This window comes from Gammaproteobacteria bacterium, from assembly GCA_016765075.1.
Classification (GTDB): domain Bacteria; phylum Pseudomonadota; class Gammaproteobacteria.
The window spans coordinates 1-18,180 of the sequence record JAESQP010000063.1; the positions used below are offsets into that span (position 1 = coordinate 1).

The following is an 18,180-nucleotide window of genomic DNA, read 5'->3' on the forward strand; positions in this document are numbered from 1 at the left end:
ACCGATTGCAACATCAGTATCAAGTAAAAAGGTTAAGTCCGGCTGCCACGTAGCCCCAGAGTGTTGTTCACCATGCACCCAGGCTTCAAGTAAGGCAATTTGCTTGTCGTCAATACCTCTGCCGCCACCTTGATAGGCATAGGTGGCATCAGTAAAGCGATCACAGATCACCCATTGGCCTTTTTGCAAGGCCGGTCTAATCACTTGAGAAAGATGCTGCGCACGTGAGGCAAACATTAAAAGTAATTCACAAGGACTGCCCATTACCTGGTGTTTATGTCCTAATAACAATTCACGAATATCCTCACCAAGACCAGTGCCGCCTGGTTCTCGCGTGACAATACAGTCAATATTTTGTTCATTAAAAAAATGGCGAATGGTATTGATGTTGGTACTTTTACCAACACCTTCGATACCTTCAACGGTAATAAATTTACCTTGATCTACCTTCGCCATATTAGTGTTTTCCGCCTAACTGATATTTGCGTACCGCAGCATTATGTTCTTGCAAAGTTTCAGAGAAATAATGCGTACCATCACCTTTGGCAACAAAATAAATCGATTTTCCGTTATCTGGATGTAATGCTGCATGAATAGATTTAACACTGGGCATGGCAATTGGTGTCGGTGTCAGCCCTTTATGAATATAGGTGTTATAAGGTGTATCTCGACGTAAATCCTTACGGCGGATATTACCGTCAAACTCCTTACCTAAGCCATAGATAATAGTAGGGTCGGTTTGCAGACGCATGTTACGTTGGAGGCGGCGCGTGAAAACACCTGAAACTTGATTGCGTTCTGCATCAACATTTGTTTCACGTTCAATAATTGAGGCAAGAATAAGTGCGTCATAAGGTGTTTTAAGGGGAATATCTTTAGCGCGCGCCTGCCACTCTTTATTTAATATTCTCTCCATTTGACGATAGCAGCGCTTTAAAAATTCCAGGTCTGTCATACCTTGCGTAAAATGATAGGTATCGGGATAAAATCTCCCCTCTGGGTGCAGTCCAGCCAAATCTAAGTGATTCATAATCTCTTCGACGGAATAGTCATTCAGTGTATGCGTCAGGTTTGGATTATCATTGATCGCATTCATCACTTCGTTAAATGTCCAACCTTCAATTAAGGTCAGTGAATGCTGGATGACATCTCCAGAGACGAGCAAATCTAATAACGCTTCGGGCTTAATTGTCGTCGGCATTTGATACTCACCAACTTTTATTTTTCCAGCAATCCGCTTCCATTTGGCTAAGCCAATGAGATAATAAGGCTTATTTAAAATGCCGCGTGCCTTTAACGATTTAGCAATGCTGTGTACGCTATCATTGGGTTTAATAATATAACGCACACCCTCGACCCCGAACTCAAAGGGTGTCGATAAAAAGTGGCGCACATCTATGGCTAGCCAGCCCAGTGCCAGACTACAGACTATTGCCAGTACAGCACTAACACGAAGTAGTATCTTCAGCACTAGACGATTATCCCACTAATTTTGTGTGCATGATCGATAAGTTGCATTATTTTTTTTGTCAATTCGCCTGGTGCTAGCCAGCTTATTGTATCAAATTTCCCTTGAGGCTCCAGTTGCTTCACTGGCCATATACCGATGAGGCTATTGCTCATAAATACTTCATCAGCATTTTTTACTTCGTCTAATGAAAGATGGGATTCTTGTATTTCAATATTGTGATTTTTTGCTAAACTCATAACAGATTGGCGCATCACGCCTGCAACACCAGAATAATGTAAATCTGGCGTCATCAGCTGTTGGTTTTTCACAATGAAAACATTGCTCATTGTCCCTTCTATCACATGATTATCATAATCAAGCATTAAACCCTCTTGAATACCGTCATCTGGCTGCCATTCGGATTGAGCCAATACTTGTTCTAAACGATTGAGATGTTTGATGCCAGCCAGACTGCTTTTTGCCAGGCGTGTATGGCAGCATCGGAGTCGTATACCGGTTGTGCTATATTTTTTTGGGCTATCCGGTAAATCGCAGATACTTATTATACGACTTGGCGTTGCATTTGGCACGGGGCGATAGCCACGCCTACTAACACCTCTTGTTAGGGTGACTCTTACAATAAAATTGGCACTAATATTATGGTCGAACTGGTCAATCAATTGTGTGATTTCTTCTTTTAACAGCGTTTCATCAGGACAGCTAATCTGCAAGATTTCACAGGCAAGTTGCAGTCGCTGTACATGTTCATGCCATAGCGCAATACGCCGCCCACGTATAGCAATGGTTTCAAATACACCGTCGCCATAGAGCAAGCCCCGATCAAGGGCATGAATCTGATCATTGGCTTCGCCGTTGATAAGAATTCGTGTTTTCATACGGACTGTAATGCTAGCAATAAGCCCTTTGCCTTGCTGCGTGTTTCTGCCACTTCTCGCTGCGCAATCGAATCCGCGACAATACCGCCACCGGCACGAAACTGCACTGTTGTACCATCGCAAACCAGTGTTCGAATCAGAATATTGAGATCCATATCGCCATTATCATTAATATAGCCAACAGAGCCGGTGTACGCTCCTCTCGCCTCATGCTCCAATTCATGGATAATTTCCATACAGCGCACCTTGGGGCAGCCGGTGATCGTACCACCGGGGAATACAGCGCGTATGACCTCACCTGGTGTCACATTATCACGCAATTGGCCGCGAATGTTTGATACGATGTGATGGACATGGGCATAGCTCTCTCGCACCATCAAGGCATCTACCTCAATACTGCCCGGGCAACAAACACGGCCAAGGTCATTACGCTCTAAGTCAATCAGCATAATATGCTCCGCCCGTTCTTTCACATTTTCCATGAGTTCTGCGGCCAATTGCTGATCTATTTGATTGGATGTTGACCGTGGTCGTGTGCCGGCAATTGGTCTTGTTTGCACATATCTACCTTCAGTCTGCACAAGACGTTCGGGCGACGAGCTAATAATGGTTTTATTATCGTAATTCACCAAGGCTGAAAATGGGGCAGGGTTAGACTGGCGTAATCGTTGATAGAGCGCCACTGATGAAAATGACTCGTTTGATCGTGCCTTCCAACCGCGCGATAAATTCACCTGAAACACATCACCTTCGTAGATATAGTGTTTGATGCGCTCAACGCCATTGATAAACTGTTGTGTATTGTCTTCTTCTATATGATGAAAAACTATTTCAGAAGCATCAATCGCATTACAGCTGTCGAGGTCAGCAATCATCTGATGAATCTTTTCTTCATCATTAGATACCAGATATAAACATGATTGTGCATGGTCGCGGATGACCGCGCTGCGGATACGCGAGGCAAAGGCAACAGGTAAAACAGAGTCTTTATAACAACGTAATGTTGGTTCAATATGTGCGGCCAATTCATAGCCTAAGTAGGTGAACCAGCCGCCATAAAATGGCAGTTTTATTTCAGCTTTTGTGGTGACTTTGTTCTGCTGCCATAATTGGTCTAGCATTAATAGGAAGTCGTTATTCTCTAGCGGATTGTTATCCAGTGTCAGTAACGAATCTTGATTAAGTACCAACTGCTCTTCAGGGAAACAAAACAAAATATCAAACTGCGATTGCGCTGTTCCGTGTGCAACACTTTCAAGCAGGAAAGGATATTTTTCTGGGTGATTGTGGTGTAGCGCGAGCAGGTCGTCATAGCGATTTAAACGACGAATGAAAGGAATATTAGTGTTAGATAGGCTGCTTAAGATAAACGACTCATAATGAGTGTTGCGTTAGTGCCACCAAAGCCAAACGAATTGGACAGGGCTATGTCTATTTTCATATCACGCGCGTTATTCGGCACATAATCAAGATCACACTCAGGGTCTGGTGTTGTAAGGTTAATCGTTGGTGGTGCAACTTGGTCACGTATTGCTAACACTGAAAAAATGGCCTCAACTCCGCCTGTGGCACCTAATAGATGGCCTGTCATCGATTTGGTCGAACTAATCGCTACTGATTTCGCGTAATCACCAAAGCTGCGCTTAATTGCTTGGGTTTCTGCTTTATCGCCCGCTGGCGTTGAGGTGCCATGCGCGTTGATGTAATCAATTTCTTGTGGATTAATGCCAGCATTGGCAATCGCTAAATCCATGCATGCACTGGCACCTTCACCGCCTTGCGATGGCGATGTCATATGATAGGCATCAGCGTTTAAGCCATAGCCAATGAGCTCGGCGTAAATATTTGCTCCACGTGCTTTGGCGTGTTCATAAGACTCAAGCACCATAACGCCGGCGCCATCGCCTAAGACGAAGCCGTCACGATTTTTATCCCAGGGACGACTGGCGGTGCTTGGATCATCATTACGTCGAGATAAGGCGCGGGCCGAGGCAAAGCCTCCGAGACCGCAAGCAGAGGTGGCCATTTCAGCGCCGCCTGCAATCATCACATCGGCATCACCGCAACGAATAATCCGCGCTGCTTCGCCAATGTTATGTGTGCCCGTGGTACAGGCACTGACAACTGCGATATTAGGCCCTTTAAATCCGTACTTGATCGATAAATGGCCTGAGATCATATTAATAATGGTGCTCGGCACAAAGAAGGGGGAAATCTTACGAGGGCCACCTTTCAAAAAGCCGTCATAACCCGATTCAATACCAGGCAGACCACCAATACCTGAACCAATAGCAACACCCATACGCGCCGCATTGGCTTCGGTCACTTCTAAACCTGAGTCGGTAACTGCTTGAATACCTGCGGCCATGCCGTAATGGATAAATAAATCCATTTTTTTGGCATCTTTTTTCGAGATATATTCGCAGACATCAAAGTTTTTGATGGCGCCGCCAATGCGAGTGGCGAAGTTGGAGACATCAAAAGACGTAAGGGTTTCAATGCCACTTTGGCCAGCCAGAATATTGCGCCAGCTATCGGCAACATTCAGCCCAACGGGACTAATCATACCCATGCCAGTAATTACAACACGTCGTCTATCTATATTGGCCATCTGTAACTATGGTTTGCTATGTTCTGGATAGTAAAAATAACCAATACTAGCAAGAGCCCAAAATCGGGCAGTCGCTAGCTTTAGGTTATCTCATTTAGGCAGATTGACTATTAATATAATCAATAGCATGCTGGACGGTAGTGATTTTCTCTGCTTCCTCGTCAGGGATCTCGCATTCAAATTCTTCTTCAAGAGCCATCACTAGCTCAACGGTGTCAAGGGAATCTGCACCGAGGTCATCAACGAATGAGGACGCGCTGTTCACTTCTTCTTCTTTGACGCCAAGTTGCTCAACAACAATCTTCTTAACCTGTTCTTCAACGCTCATTACCTTGGAACCCTCCTAGTACGCGAATCTAGTCGCGCGCCTATTGTATCGTCACCCACAAAAGTTGCAACCATAGATCGTCGCCCGCTTTGCGTATGTAGTAAATTTTTGTTTAAATTCAATTAGTTGAATTGTATATTTATAATTATTTTTAGAAAAATATTGGCGCCTAAGCCATGTACAACCCACCGTTTACATTCAGTGTTTCGCCAGTTATATAGCTTGCGCTGTCTGAGGCCAAAAAGCAGGCGGCAGCGGCAATGTCATCAGGTTGGCCTAAACGCCCTGCTGCAATCTGTCCTATAAGCGCTTGCTTATGTTCATCACTTAAAGCAGCCGTCATGTCAGTTTCAATAAAACCTGGCGCAATACAATTCACCGTGATGTTACGTGAACCAATTTCACGGGCAAGCGATTTAGTAAAACCACACATACCCGCCTTTGCCGCAGCATAATTGGTTTGACCAGCATTACCGATTAAACCAACCACCGAGGCGATGTTGATGATGCGCCCCTTGCGTGCTTTGGTCATAGGCCGAATACACGCTTTACATAAACGATATAAAGAATTTAAATTGGTATCAATAACATCAAACCATTCGTCTTCTTTCATACGTAAAAATAAATTATCGCGGGTAATGCCAGCGTTGTTAACCAATATGCTCGGTGCTGAATATTTTTCGCTAATCGCTACCATCATCCGTTCGACAGAGGCTTGATCACGCACATCGAGACACAAACCCAATCCACTGAGACCTGCCTCGGTGAGGCTATCGCTGATTTTTTGTGCGCCCGCATCGGATGTCGCGGTACCAATAACGGTGGCACCTTGTGCTGCCAGTGCATACAGTATGGCCTTGCCTAAGCCGCGACTGGCACCCGTAACTAATGCAATTTCATTTTTTAAATTCATGATTCTCTCTATTACTCAGGCAGAAAAATCAGTGCTTGTATTAAGATTTCGCGTTACCAATGAACGGTCAATACGCTTAATCAAACCGGCCAATACTTTGCCCGGGCCACATTCAATGATTTCATCTGCGTCATAGGTTTTAAGCTGATTGACACAATCAACCCAGCGTACTGGTGCATAGAGTTGCTTAATAAGCGCCTGACGAATCGCATCAGGCTCTGCGCGCACTTGTCCATCAACATTATGAATAACGGGAATCGTTGGCGTATTAATCTCAATTTCAGCTAAAGCTACTGTTAATTGTTTTGCCGCAGCTTGCATTAACAAACAATGTGAAGGCACGCTCACGGGTAAAATTATTGCGCGTTTTGCACCACGTTCTTTTGCCAAATCGGCAGCTCGCTTCACCGCGCTAGTCGTGCCTGCAACAACTACTTGGCCAGGAGAATTAAAGTTAGCGGCTGACAATATTTCACCTGCGGCGGCAGCATTACAGATGTCTATCACCGCATCGTCTTCCAAACCCAGGATTGCGGCCATTGCACCTTCACCTGCAGCAACAGCAGATTGCATAAAGCGGCCACGATCACGTACCAAGATTATGGCGTCAGCAAAAGACAGGGCATTGGCACACACCAATGCTGAGTATTCACCGAGGCTATGCCCGCTCATTGCAATTGGCGCATCAAGGCCTTTGTCTAACCAAACACGATAACAGGCAATGGATGCAACCAATATTGCAGGCTGCGTCACTTCAGTACGATTTAACTCTTCCGCTGGGCCATTCGCAACCAACTGCCACAGGTCATAACCTAATAATTCGGATGCCGTATCAAATGTAGTGGCAATTAAGGGTTCTTGATGATAAAGCGCCGCTAACATAGCAACGGACTGAGACCCTTGACCGGGAAAAACAAATGAATACGACATGGTCTATTATTCTTTTTGGATTATTAATAAATAAGTAAGGCGGAGCCCCAGGTAAAGCCACCACCAAATGCTTCAAGAAAAAGGGTATGCCCACGTTGGATACGGCCATCACGCACAGCGGTATCCAATGCCAGTGGTACCGATGCGGCGGAAGTATTACCGTGATCTTGAACCGTTACCACAACACGTTCACTCGGCAAGCTAAGCTTTTTACCTAGCGCATTGATAATACGTACATTGGCTTGATGTGGCACCAACCAATCAATGTCTGCCTGGGTCATGCCAGCAGCATTTAGAGTTTCGTCAACAATGCGTCCTAGGGTATTGACCGCAACTTTAAACACTTCACGCCCTTGCATCTGGATAAAGGCTTCACTTTTCTTGCCTACTGTATCATCTGTCGAGACACCCTTAGAGGCCACCGGGGGCACCGTCAATAGTGATTCATACTGGCCATCTGCATGTAGATGTGTCGATATAATCCCAGGCTTATCGCTAGCACTGAGCACAACTGCACCGGCACCGTCACCAAACAGCACACACGTTGTTCTATCGCTCCAGTCAATAATGCGTGACAATGTTTCCGCGCCAACAACTAAAGCATTTTTTGCTGCACCTGTTTTAATAAACTTATCAGCGATTGATAAAGCATAAACAAAACCAGAACACACCGCTTGCACATCAAATGCAGCGGGACCGTGAATGCCCAAACGCTTTTGCAAAAGACAGGCTGTACTTGGAAAAACTTGATCCGGCGTCGTCGTGGCAACAATAATTAAATCAATATCATCTGTTTTTAAGCCTGCCGCATCAATGGCGGCACGCGACGCTTGCTCAGCGAGGTCACAGGTGGTCTCGTTTTCACCTGCAATATGGCGTTTTTTAATGCCGGTTCGATCGATAATCCATTCATCGGTTGTATCGACCATACGTTCCAGGTCTGCATTGGTATAGACTTTCTCAGGCAAAAAACTACCCGTACCTGCGATACGTGAGTAAATCATCCGGTACGCTGCTCAACTAAAACATTTGCTAACTCTGTTGCTAACTTTTCAGGTACATTTTTTTCCACTTCAATCATTGCTTCTCGTATGGCATATTTGAAGGCAAAGGCATCAGCACCACCATGGCTTTTAATCACAATACCACGCAACCCTAACAGGCTTGCACCATTATAGCGGCGTGGATCCATGCGGTCGCGAAACTGCTTAAGCACACTGCTGGCAAACAAAGCGGCAAGACGCGTCATGAAATTTTTATTAAAGCATTTTTTAAGATAATAACTGATCATCTTTGCAACACCTTCACTGCTTTTTAAAGCAACGTTACCAGCAAACCCATCACATACCACTACATTGACCTTGCCCTGATAAATGTCATCACCTTCGATAAAACCGTAATAATTAAGGTGACTGCTTTCCAGTAATTTCGCAGCCTGTTTAACTTGCTCATTGCCTTTTATTTCTTCTTCACCAATATTCAACAAACCAACGGTTGGCGATTGAATATTGTCAACCGCAGCAACCAGAACAGAGCCCATGACCGCGAACTGAAAAAGGTGTTCGGCACTAGTATCAACATTAGCACCCAGGTCCAGCATATGGGTGTGGGTATCAACCGTTGGCAAGGTAGTACAAATCGCGGGACGATTAATGCCCGGTAAAGTTTTCAAGACATAACGTGCAGTAGCCATCAACGCACCGGTATTGCCGGCACTAACGCAAGCATCAGCAACACCTTCTTTAACAAGGTTGATGGCCACGCGCATAGAAGAGTCTTTTTTGCCGCGCAGAGCCAAGGCAGGCGACTCATCCATCGCAACCACTTCGGACGCGTGCTGAATAGATAGACGCTCACCAACAGTCATTTGTTGCTGGCGTAGGGCGTCAGTAATGGCGTCTTGCTGACCAACGAGAATAAGTTTTACCCTGGGACTATCTTTAGGGGAGGTCTCTTTGAGCAGTTGACAAGCTGCTGCGACGATAGTCATAACACCATGGTCACCGCCCATGGCGTCGAGCGCGATTGTGATCATTAACTAATCGCTATACTATTAATTAGGTACTACTGTTATTCGTCACTAGCAACATCAATAACTTTCTTGCCACGATAATAACCGCTTGCACTGATATGATGACGACGATGGGTTTCACCCGTCGTCGGCTCAATCGATACGGCAACGGTGGGTAAAGCATCGTGCGAACGGCGCATGCCACGTCTTGAAGGGGTTACTTTACTCTTTTGTACGGCCATTAATCTTGCTCCTAGAAAATTCTATTAATTTTAAATACGTTAACTTGTATTATTATTCTTTAAGCTGACTTAACACAGCAAAAGGGTTGACACGTTTTTCAAGTTTTTCGTCGTCGTCTACTGACTCGACCGCCATCTGGCAATCGTCATGCTTAAACATAAGCGGTAACGACAATAATAACTCGTCTTCTATAATTGGCATTAGTATAAGCTTTTCTTCTTTTGCTAATACAAACTCAAATTCTTCGCCAAACTTTTTAGACGCATTTTCCAATGCCGCCTCATCGTTCAACACCAACATTGTTTTTTCGCTGTTTATGCAGTAACTTACTTCGCCCAAACAACGCTGGCATTCAGCAAACAATGTCGCTTTAACGGTTAATTGAAACTGAGGCTGTCCTCGCACGCTACGACTAAACTCAACATCAACCTCGACATCAGTATTAGTTTGTAGCTGCGTGCCCCCATGCTTTTGCGTGGTTTGCTCCGTGCTTGATACGGCGGACAAGCTCTTGGGGGATAAAGTCCCAACTAGCCGCTCAAACTTGGCAATTGCGATGCTACCCTGTATATGCCGCGCGCGACGTGCTTGCAGATACGGATCAACAGCGACTTCCAAGACTGATTTCAATGAACCTGATGACATAAACGTTTTATCTTATAAAACAATACGTTTCGTGTCAAAATGTTATTTTACCACGGATACTCTAAAGACGTGTTCCATGAATGATAAAGCTCTGCTTTTGGCCTCCTCATCACCTTATCGACGCCAGCTGCTATCTCGCTTACGCCTAGAATTTACCTGTATATCACCAAATTGTGACGAAACACCGATCAATAATGAATTAGCAACTGATCTAGCCGCTAGGCTAGCTCTGCTCAAAGCAGAAACCATAGCAAAATTACACCCTCAAGCGCTTATTATTGGCTCTGACCAAGTAGTCGAGAGCAACGGTGAACTATTTGGCAAGCCATTGAGCCACACCGCAGCCGTAGTGCAACTAAGTAAGTTAGCCGGAAAAATAGTGCAATTTCACACCTCACTATGTTTATTAAACGCTATTTCAGGCCAAAGCCAACAAGCAATCGAAATGGTAGAGGTGAAATTTAGACCACTCTCACAAGCAACCATTGAGGCCTATTTAAAAGCAGAGCAACCCTATGATTGTGCCGGTGCATTCAAATCTGAAGGTTTGGGAAGCATTTTGTTTGAAAGCATTCAATCGCAAGATCCAACAGCGCTAATTGGTCTGCCGTTAATTCGACTTTGCCAGTTTCTCGAAAATAAAGGGATTAAACTCGTCTAAGTTTTACAAACTTAGACGAGAAGGCGTTCTCAGAAAACTTATTGTAGCTTCGGCGAGAAAGCTGAAACCAGTGTATTACCCACGCTGGCACCGAGACGACCAAATAGCTTCTCGAGGTAAGGCTCTTGATGCGTATAGTCAACCACCTTGTCTACGCCCAGTATCTCACGTGCAACATAACTACTACTACCCAGACCATCGACTAGGCCAAGTTCAATAGCCTGCTCGCCGGTCCAAAGTAGACCGCTAAACAATGTTGGATCATCTTTGAGTCGATCACCACGACCTGCTTTGACAACGCTAATAAATTGGTTATGCATACTGCTCAGTAAAGTACGTACATGGTCGGTTTCTTCTTTTTTTAAGGGCGAAAACGGATCAAGGAAACCTTTGTTTGTTCCTGCAGTAAGCAGACGACGCTCTACACCAAGGTCTTGCATGGCTTCAACAAAACCAAAGCCATTCATGATGACACCAATTGAGCCAACCAGCGTTGCCTTGTCAGCGTAGATCTCATCGGCATTGGCTGCAATGTAATAACCGCCCGATGCGCAAATGTCTGACAAGACGGCATACACAGGAATGTCGGGGTGCAGGCCGCGTAGCCGGTTGATTTCATCGGCGATATAACCTGATTGCACCGGGCTACCACCTGGGCTATTGATGCGCAGAATGACGCCGACGTTTTGCTTGTTTGCAAAGGCCTTACGCAAACCTGCTACCACGCTATCGGCGTTGGCCTCAGTAGCGGCGCTGATGACGCCATTGATTTCAATCAAGGCGGCGTGTTTGCCTGTTGCAGCGAGACTGGAATCAACCATAGCGCTATTTTTACCAAAAAACAGCCATAGCAAGATAAACAGATAGGCAAACATCAATACCTTAAAAAAAATGCTCCAGCGTCGCCCACGTCGTTGTTCTTGAATGCCAGCCAATGCAACTTTTTCAAGTACGTCACGCTCCCACCCAGGTTGTGTTTGAGTGCTGCTGGCTTGTTGTATCGGTTCTGCCGAACCGGCCCAGTTATCGCGATTATCAGTCATAATGTTATCCGTGTAATAGTAGATATAGGTTGGCATGAAAGCTTATGAAACCAATCATGTAGTTGTTCTATCGAATCGACACAAACGAGTGCCTGATGCTTTAATAAACGTTGCCGCTTGTGTACACCATAACTAACGCCAACAGCATCAACACCCGCATTACTGGCCATGACCATATCAAACTCTGTGTCACCCACCATCAATGTTTGCTCAGCCGAAACGTTTAACTCTTGCATTAACTCGTTAAGCATTCTCGGGTGTGGTTTCGATTCTGTTTCATCTGCACAGCGTGTGGCATTAAATAAGTGGCGACAATGAACATCTTGAAAAACACGATCGAGACCGCGCCGCGCCTTGCCTGTTGCCACAGCCAGTAAATACCCACGTTGCTTTAACGACTCCAGCATTTTTGTGGCATAAGGGAACATTGGCATGGGAATTTCGCATGTCTCAACGAAATGATGGCGATAGCGATCACTTATCTGGCCAAGGATTGATTCATTAGCACTTGGTGCTAAGCGCTTGATGGCATTGTCAAGGCTCAAGCCAATAACTTCTCTGACGCTATCATCAGCGGGACACGTTAATCCAACATCGACAAAGGCGCGCTGCATCGAAGTTGCAATACGATCAATCGAATCCATTAGTGTGCCGTCCCAGTCAAAGACAATAAGGCGATAATCATTATCTGCTCTATTCAAGTCGTTCAAGCACTTGATTGAGATCGCTCGGTAATGGCGCGCGAATATAGATTTTTTCGTTGCTTAGTGGGTGGATAAAATTCAACTCTGATGCATGTAAAAATAATCTTTTCAAACCAAGCTGTTTAAGCTCAGCGTCAAATGCGGCATCACCATATTTTTTGTCCCCTGCCAAGGGGAAACCGTGGTGCGCTGCATGAACACGAATTTGATGTGTACGTCCAGTGATTACATCGACCTGCATCAAGGTCGCTTTAGCAAAACGTTTACGTAGTACAAATAAGCTGATAGCCTCTTTACCCTCTTCTGTGACACGTACTAAACGTTCACCTGATTTCAAGGTGTTTTTGCGCAAGGGGTAGGTGATACGTTTATCACCAGCAGGCCAATCGCCCTTCACCAAAGCAATGTAGCGTTTTTTGACAAGTGATTGGCGTAATTGTTCATGTAATGCGCGTAGTGCGCTACGGCGTTTGGCCAACATTAAACAACCACTGGTATCACGGTCAATTCGATGCACTAATTCAATATAGTGCCGCTTTACAGTGCTGGCGCGAAACGCTTCGATGACGCCCCAACTTAAACCGCTGCCACCGTGCACGGCAATACCACTGGGTTTATTGAGAATGAGTAAGCGGTCATCCTCAAAAAGAATGGCTGACTCCAACTCGTCAATCAAACGACTGGGTACGTTTGGCTCGGTGCGTTCAGCCATCCTGACGGGGGGTACACGAATGCTATCTCCGCTAACGATTCGATAATTGGCTTTAACACGGCCTTTATTAACTCGCACTTCACCTTTGCGCACCATACTGTAGATACGACTACGTGGCACACCTTTAAGCTGGGCAAGCAGAAAATTATCAATACGCTGTCCTGCGTATTCCTCATCAATCGTGACCCAGCGCACCATGCTGGTGCTGTTTTGTTCAGAATCTGGCATTTTTCCAATAATAACAGTAACTAATGACTGTTGCTGCAATTGATAAAGCTTGTTATATTGCGTGGTGAGTATGTTTTTATTGGGCATATTGCCCGCTCATCAGTTTTATGTGTGTTTGTTAGATTGTTTTGCAGAAGTGATCGTCAAAAGCAATAAAAACTACTACATCTAGTTGATAAAAAACAACCAGCCTAAGAATTGGTTGGTAGAGACAGTTTCACTGCTTGTTCGGGATGCTTCAATAAACATCCAGACAAACATCTAAGGGTTTTATTCGCTCGACCCGTTACAGAGCGAGAAAAAAATTTAGGCACAACGCAAAGACAGGAAGTCTACATCAAAGCGCGCTGGTGAATGCCATGCCGATGCTAACAGCATCACCGCCCATTGGTGTTAACGTAATGTCAGCCGTTTTATGACGGCGTGTGCGTGGTGCCGCTGAGACATAATAATGAAAAGAATGTTGATTAACGCAACTCAACCTGAGGAGTTGCGTGTAGCAGTTGTTGATGGGCAGCACTTATGTGACCTGGATATTGACACTCCTCACCGCCAAAGACAAAAATCAAATATATATAAAGGTAAGATAACGCGTATCGAACCCAGCCTCGAGGCAGCTTTTGTTGATTTTGGTTCGCAACGTCACGGCTTTCTCCCTTTCAAAGAAGTATCACCGAGCTACTACCAAAAGAACGACACCGGACAAACCTCAAAATCACCTTCAATTAAAGATGTGCTGAAAGAAGGTCAAGAGGTTATCGTTCAGATTGATAAAGAAGAACGTGGCAACAAAGGCGCTGCGTTAACCACAATGATCAGCCTGGCGGGTCGTTATTTGGTGCTCATGCCAAACAACCCACGCGGTGGAGGTATTTCTCGCCGAGCAAGCCAAACCGAGCGTGATCAACTACGCGAGATCTTAGACCAGCTCGAGGTTCCGGATAAAATAGGTATTATTGTCCGCACTGCAGGAACTGGCAAAGACCTTGAAGACCTGAAATGGGATCTCGACTATCTGCTGCAGTTATGGCAGGCCATCGAAGACGCTATTGTAGAGAAACCAGCACCCTTTCTCGTCTACCAAGAAAGCAATATTATTATTCGTGCCTTACGTGACAGCATGTCACGCGACATTGGTGAAATATACATCGATGACAGCAAAGTTTATGCTCAAGCACATGACTTCGTGCAAATGGTCATGCCGCAGCACCTACCTAAAATTAAACACTATCAGGACAGTACGCCGCTATTTACACGTTTTCAAATCGAAACGCAGATCGAAACCGCTTACCAGCGTGAAGTACGATTACCTTCAGGTGGCGCACTGGTTATTGACCATACTGAAGCGCTGCTATCTATCGACATTAACTCTGCTAAAGCAACTAAAGGCAGTGATATCGAAGAAACTGCACTTAACACTAATCTTGAAGCTGCCGATGAGATTGCGCGCCAGCTACGTTTGCGTGACTTAGGCGGGTTAATCGTTATCGATTTTATTGATATGACCCCTGCACGTAATCAACGTGAGGTTGAAAATCGAATTAAAGCAGCGTTAAAAATAGATCGTGCTCGTGTTCAAATTGGTCGTATATCGCGCTTTGGTTTGCTTGAAATGTCACGCCAAAGGTTACGCCCTTCGCTTGGTGAATCGAGTCAAATTGCCTGCCCACGTTGCTCAGGCCAAGGTTCTATTCGTAACGTTCGATCATTGGGTTTGGCCGTATTACGTATGGTCGAAGAACATTCGGTTAAAGAAAACACTTCCCGCGTTATCATTAAACTACCTGTTGATGTAGCTACTTTTTTGCTTAATGAAAAACGCAGCGCAATTATTACTATTGAGCAACAAGCAAATATCGAAGTGCTCGTTTTACCTAACCCAGCATTAGAAACCCCTCACTATGAGATTGAGCGTGTACGCGAGGACGGTGACTCTGAAAAAAGTTCCGATATTTCCAGTTTTGATATGGTTGATACCCCTGAGATGGCAGCGCCAGAAAACTGGACTAAACCAACGAATTATGAAAAACCTGCAGTAAAAGGCATACGCCCCACTGCTCCAGCACCGACCACTACCACTACTGCAAAAAATAATAGTAGTGGCTTTATTAAACGTTTTCTTGCCAGCGTCTTTGGTGCATCAGCATCCAGTGCTGCCACAAGCACGACACAACGTACAACGACTACAAAAAAAGCAAGCCCACCAGCAAAGCAAGATAGTTCATCGCGTCGCACTAATGCTCGCCCTGGTACAGGGAAAAGACCAAATACCCGTGGTCGCCGCGGCGGACAAGGTAACCGTAATCAACGTGGGCCTCGCAAAGATGCAGATGGCAACACTCAAGAAAACACTGCTGCCAAGCAGACAAAGCAGAATAAAGAACCTGCTAAAGAAGCCAGAAACAATAAAACTGCTTCAGCCAAAACGGATAACGAAACCCGATCAATCGAGGCGAGCACCAGAGAAAAATCCACCAGTGAAGACACGCCACAGAAACGCAATACCCGCGGTCGTCGTGGCGGTCGTAGGCGTAGACGTGACACATCAAGCACAGACAACACCAATAATGATTCAAGCAGTCAGTCTGGCAACGGTAATGTCAGTGACGTTGGAGCTCCACAAGCGACATCAGATAGCACAGCGAGCACGGCTGTAACTACCAATGCCATACCAAGTCCTAGTAGTCAGGCTGGTAGTAGCTCAAGCACTGCGTCAGCAACACCTAAGCCAGCGGAGCAGCAGCCAAGTACTGCGGTTACTGTTAAACCTGTTACCTCTGCTAAGCCCAGTGCAAAAACGGGTGTAGAAACCAAAGTACCAGCCGAGACCTCAAGCAACGAGAACTAGCCTCTAGAATAGGTTTGGTATGTAAACGGACTTTATTTAAAATGGGTTTGCTTAATAACGTTAAGCAAACCTTCTGAGGCTGCTTCAACAATATCGAGTACCTGCTCAAAACCATTGGCGCCACCGTAATACGGATCCGGCACCTCAGTCACGCCAAGCTGCGCGGCGTAGCTAAGAAATAATACCAATTTTTCTTGGTAATCAGGCGGACAAATCGCTGCTAACAAACTGTAATTGTCATTATCCATTGCCAAAACATAATCAAATTGTTCGAAATCGCTAGGGCGCACCTTGCGTGCATGCTGTTGGCTAATATCAACGCCACGTCTGGCTGCAGCACTGGTCGCACGATGATCAGGAGCTTCGCCTACGTGATAAGCGTGAGTCCCCGCAGAACCAACATTAATCTCGTCAAGTAAACCTTCTTTTTCAAGTAGTGTTTCAAATACTCCTTGCGCTGTGGGTGAGCGACATATATTGCCCATACAGACGAATAACACACGAATCATCCGCATTCCCTCGAATTCCTTTGATTCATCAGCCTCATGTTTTTATACTACCACCCATGACAATAAAGAAACTAGAAATTGATATTAGCAAAATCCGTGATCTTATTGGTCGCCACGTGACTTATAAGGATGTTAAGTATGTTGTTATCGAGGTGTTAGATGAAGTCCCCGCCCTGGTGCTGGAAGCGCATGATACGGTTATACAAGCTGACCAACATGGTGAGGCTCATCGTCGAGTACCAAACACGGAGACGGTGCCTGTCTTGAGCTCAAATGGTAACGAATATCCTTGGCCTATTTAAATATTCATTTCCTTGATAACTAGGGGGCGTTCTCAATCAATAAGGGGTCGCCCTGCTGGGTCTGTTTTTGCCCAGCAAGGCAGCACGAGTGCGGTGTAGTGGTGCTCGCAAGCGAGTGACTACGTGCCCCCACGCCTCCGCGGGGGCAAGCCCTAGGGGTATAACGCCGCTGGGCAGAAAAACAGACCCAGCCCTTCGGGTTGCACCTGAAAAAACGCCAGGCTGCGTTGTTCGTCATTCATTTGGGACCACCAAATCTCTCTCCTCTCGCCTTACACCCCAAGAGCCTGCCCCCGCGAAGGCGTGGGGGCACTTCCTGCGGGGCGCCTGACCATTTTTCAGGTGCAACAGGATGGCCTTATTGATTGAGAACGCCTCCTAGGGGCACGCTTACCCACCGAGCAATGTAATCACTCTAGCAAGATCTTCTTCGGTATCAACACCAAAACCCGGATCACAAGACACATCAAAAACACGGATTTTCCTGCCATGTTCAAGTACGCGCAGTTGTTCTAATAGTTCAACAACTTCCAGCTTCCCCGCTGGCCACGTTACATACTCTTTTATAAAACCGGCACGGTATGCGTATAAACCGATATGCCGCCGATAGACATGAGCAGCTATGTTGGTTGGCACCCTGTTTTTACTAAAATCAGTCCTATCCCACGGAATCGGCGCCCGACTAAAATACAAAGCATAGCCATTATCGTCGACAAGCACCTTAACCACATTTTGGTTAAACAGGTCTTCACTGCTTGTGATCCATTGTGCAGCAGTAATAATATCAGCATCGCTATTGATGCAATGTTCAGCTACTGCAGACACTAACTGCGATGGCATGGTGGGTTCATCGCCCTGCATATTGACGATGACTTCATCATCATCATAGCCACGCTGTTCGATGACCTCAGCAATACGATCTGTACCACTGCGATGTTGATCTGACGTCATACACGCAATCGCACCAAAGCCCATAGCCGCATCAGCGACACGCTGATCATCCGTGGCAATAACCACTTCTTTAGCGCCACTTTGGCATGCTCGCTCGTATACGTGCTGAATCATTGGTTTGCCAACAATATCACGCAGTGGTTTTCCGGGTAAACGTTGAGAGGCATAACGAGCTGGAATAATAATATTAAACAT

At 45.6% G+C, this 18,180-nt stretch carries 20 protein-coding genes; 3 read left to right on the top strand and 17 right to left on the bottom strand.

Going from position 1 to position 18,180, the window contains the following annotated elements; translation table 11 throughout:
• The 12 genes from tmk to JKY90_03820 form a co-directional block, all read right to left on the bottom strand.
• The coding region (gene tmk / locus JKY90_03765; GenBank protein ID MBL4851382.1) for a dTMP kinase at positions 1 to 456 on the bottom strand (456 nt) is incomplete at its 3' end.
• Position 457: 1 nt separating this feature from the next.
• Positions 458 to 1,462 carry an endolytic transglycosylase MltG gene (gene mltG, locus JKY90_03770; protein ID MBL4851383.1) on the bottom strand — a complete coding sequence of 335 codons (1,005 nt, stop codon included), beginning with the start codon at positions 1,460 to 1,462 and terminating at the stop codon, positions 458 to 460.
• A gap of 8 nt (positions 1,463 to 1,470) precedes the next feature.
• Positions 1,471 to 2,346 (bottom strand): aminodeoxychorismate lyase, encoded by an 876-nt coding sequence (gene pabC / locus JKY90_03775; GenBank protein MBL4851384.1) that lies wholly within the window; start codon positions 2,344 to 2,346, stop codon positions 1,471 to 1,473.
• Positions 2,343 to 3,677, bottom strand: a complete 1,335-nt coding sequence (locus JKY90_03780; GenBank protein MBL4851385.1) for an aminodeoxychorismate synthase component I — start codon at positions 3,675 to 3,677, stop codon at positions 2,343 to 2,345. The genes pabC and JKY90_03780 overlap by 4 nt, the downstream gene beginning before the upstream one ends.
• Before the next feature lie 29 nt (positions 3,678 to 3,706).
• Positions 3,707 to 4,948, bottom strand: a complete 1,242-nt coding sequence (gene fabF, locus JKY90_03785) for a beta-ketoacyl-ACP synthase II (protein MBL4851386.1) — start codon at positions 4,946 to 4,948, stop codon at positions 3,707 to 3,709.
• Positions 4,949 to 5,051: 103 nt separating this feature from the next.
• Positions 5,052 to 5,285 carry an acyl carrier protein gene (acpP, locus tag JKY90_03790; protein MBL4851387.1) on the bottom strand — a complete coding sequence of 78 codons (234 nt, stop codon included), beginning with the start codon at positions 5,283 to 5,285 and terminating at the stop codon, positions 5,052 to 5,054.
• A gap of 169 nt (positions 5,286 to 5,454) precedes the next feature.
• Positions 5,455 to 6,198, bottom strand: a complete 744-nt coding sequence (fabG, locus tag JKY90_03795; protein MBL4851388.1) for a 3-oxoacyl-ACP reductase FabG — start codon at positions 6,196 to 6,198, stop codon at positions 5,455 to 5,457.
• A gap of 15 nt (positions 6,199 to 6,213) precedes the next feature.
• The gene (fabD, locus tag JKY90_03800) at positions 6,214 to 7,128 is read right to left on the bottom strand and encodes an ACP S-malonyltransferase (GenBank protein ID MBL4851389.1); all 915 of its coding nucleotides are present in this window, start codon (positions 7,126 to 7,128) and stop codon (positions 6,214 to 6,216) included.
• 23 nt (positions 7,129 to 7,151) lie between these two features.
• Positions 7,152 to 8,132: a ketoacyl-ACP synthase III gene (locus JKY90_03805; GenBank protein MBL4851390.1), complete on the bottom strand. Its 981-nt coding sequence runs from the start codon at positions 8,130 to 8,132 to the stop codon at positions 7,152 to 7,154.
• Positions 8,129 to 9,163 (bottom strand): phosphate acyltransferase PlsX, encoded by a 1,035-nt coding sequence (gene plsX / locus JKY90_03810; protein ID MBL4851391.1) that lies wholly within the window; start codon positions 9,161 to 9,163, stop codon positions 8,129 to 8,131. The genes JKY90_03805 and plsX overlap by 4 nt, the downstream gene beginning before the upstream one ends.
• Positions 9,164 to 9,198: 35 nt before the next feature.
• A complete protein-coding gene (rpmF, locus tag JKY90_03815) occupies positions 9,199 to 9,381 on the bottom strand; it encodes a 50S ribosomal protein L32 (protein MBL4851392.1) in 183 nt (60 codons plus the stop codon).
• 52 nt (positions 9,382 to 9,433) lie between these two features.
• The gene (locus JKY90_03820) at positions 9,434 to 10,027 is read right to left on the bottom strand and encodes a DUF177 domain-containing protein (protein ID MBL4851393.1); all 594 of its coding nucleotides are present in this window, start codon (positions 10,025 to 10,027) and stop codon (positions 9,434 to 9,436) included.
• A 76-nt stretch (positions 10,028 to 10,103) separates the two neighbouring features.
• On the opposite strand from JKY90_03820, the gene maf reads away from it, so the two are divergent.
• Positions 10,104 to 10,688, top strand: a complete 585-nt coding sequence (gene maf / locus JKY90_03825; protein MBL4851394.1) for a septum formation inhibitor Maf — start codon at positions 10,104 to 10,106, stop codon at positions 10,686 to 10,688.
• Between the two features lie 38 nt (positions 10,689 to 10,726).
• Here maf and JKY90_03830 read toward each other — a convergent pair whose 3' ends face one another.
• From JKY90_03830 to rluC, 3 genes are read right to left on the bottom strand one after another with little or no spacing between them, the layout of a single operon-like run.
• Positions 10,727 to 11,731, bottom strand: coding sequence for a S49 family peptidase (locus tag JKY90_03830; GenBank protein ID MBL4851395.1), 1,005 nt, complete (start codon positions 11,729 to 11,731; stop codon positions 10,727 to 10,729).
• Positions 11,728 to 12,375 (bottom strand): HAD-IA family hydrolase, encoded by a 648-nt coding sequence (locus JKY90_03835; protein MBL4851396.1) that lies wholly within the window; start codon positions 12,373 to 12,375, stop codon positions 11,728 to 11,730. The genes JKY90_03830 and JKY90_03835 overlap by 4 nt, the downstream gene beginning before the upstream one ends.
• Positions 12,376 to 12,424: 49 nt before the next feature.
• Positions 12,425 to 13,375 (bottom strand): 23S rRNA pseudouridine(955/2504/2580) synthase RluC, encoded by a 951-nt coding sequence (gene rluC / locus JKY90_03840; GenBank protein ID MBL4851397.1) that lies wholly within the window; start codon positions 13,373 to 13,375, stop codon positions 12,425 to 12,427.
• Positions 13,376 to 13,826: 451 nt separating this feature from the next.
• Here rluC and JKY90_03845 point away from each other — a divergent pair, with 451 nt between their 5' ends.
• A complete protein-coding gene (locus tag JKY90_03845; protein MBL4851398.1) occupies positions 13,827 to 16,223 on the top strand; it encodes an Rne/Rng family ribonuclease in 2,397 nt (798 codons plus the stop codon).
• Between the two features lie 32 nt (positions 16,224 to 16,255).
• Here JKY90_03845 and JKY90_03850 read toward each other — a convergent pair whose 3' ends face one another.
• Positions 16,256 to 16,738 carry a low molecular weight phosphotyrosine protein phosphatase gene (locus JKY90_03850; GenBank protein MBL4851399.1) on the bottom strand — a complete coding sequence of 161 codons (483 nt, stop codon included), beginning with the start codon at positions 16,736 to 16,738 and terminating at the stop codon, positions 16,256 to 16,258.
• A gap of 50 nt (positions 16,739 to 16,788) precedes the next feature.
• Between JKY90_03850 and JKY90_03855 the strand changes: the two genes are divergently transcribed.
• Positions 16,789 to 17,034: a hypothetical protein gene (locus tag JKY90_03855; protein ID MBL4851400.1), complete on the top strand. Its 246-nt coding sequence runs from the start codon at positions 16,789 to 16,791 to the stop codon at positions 17,032 to 17,034.
• A gap of 390 nt (positions 17,035 to 17,424) precedes the next feature.
• On the opposite strand, the gene kdsB is transcribed toward JKY90_03855, so the two are convergent.
• Entirely contained in the window at positions 17,425 to 18,180 is a 756-nt protein-coding gene (gene kdsB / locus JKY90_03860; GenBank protein MBL4851401.1) for a 3-deoxy-manno-octulosonate cytidylyltransferase, read from the bottom strand.

Coding starts and splice junctions, on each gene's coding strand:
- pabC (MBL4851384.1), bottom strand. CDS start 2,346: ATGAAAACACGAATTCTTATCAACGGCGAAGCCAATGATCAGATTCAT.
- acpP (MBL4851387.1), bottom strand. CDS start 5,285: ATGAGCGTTGAAGAACAGGTTAAGAAGATTGTTGTTGAGCAACTTGGC.
- fabG (MBL4851388.1), bottom strand. CDS start 6,198: ATGAATTTAAAAAATGAAATTGCATTAGTTACGGGTGCCAGTCGCGGC.
- fabD (MBL4851389.1), bottom strand. CDS start 7,128: ATGTCGTATTCATTTGTTTTTCCCGGTCAAGGGTCTCAGTCCGTTGCT.
- JKY90_03805 (MBL4851390.1), bottom strand. CDS start 8,132: ATGATTTACTCACGTATCGCAGGTACGGGTAGTTTTTTGCCTGAGAAA.
- plsX (MBL4851391.1), bottom strand. CDS start 9,163: ATGATCACAATCGCGCTCGACGCCATGGGCGGTGACCATGGTGTTATG.
- rpmF (MBL4851392.1), bottom strand. CDS start 9,381: ATGGCCGTACAAAAGAGTAAAGTAACCCCTTCAAGACGTGGCATGCGC.
- JKY90_03820 (MBL4851393.1), bottom strand. CDS start 10,027: ATGTCATCAGGTTCATTGAAATCAGTCTTGGAAGTCGCTGTTGATCCG.
- maf (MBL4851394.1), top strand. CDS start 10,104: ATGAATGATAAAGCTCTGCTTTTGGCCTCCTCATCACCTTATCGACGC.
- JKY90_03830 (MBL4851395.1), bottom strand. CDS start 11,731: ATGACTGATAATCGCGATAACTGGGCCGGTTCGGCAGAACCGATACAA.
- JKY90_03835 (MBL4851396.1), bottom strand. CDS start 12,375: ATGGATTCGATTGATCGTATTGCAACTTCGATGCAGCGCGCCTTTGTC.
- rluC (MBL4851397.1), bottom strand. CDS start 13,375: ATGCCAGATTCTGAACAAAACAGCACCAGCATGGTGCGCTGGGTCACG.
- JKY90_03845 (MBL4851398.1), top strand. CDS start 13,827: ATGAAAAGAATGTTGATTAACGCAACTCAACCTGAGGAGTTGCGTGTA.
- JKY90_03850 (MBL4851399.1), bottom strand. CDS start 16,738: ATGCGGATGATTCGTGTGTTATTCGTCTGTATGGGCAATATATGTCGC.
- JKY90_03855 (MBL4851400.1), top strand. CDS start 16,789: ATGACAATAAAGAAACTAGAAATTGATATTAGCAAAATCCGTGATCTT.
- kdsB (MBL4851401.1), bottom strand. CDS start 18,180: ATGTTTAATATTATTATTCCAGCTCGTTATGCCTCTCAACGTTTACCC.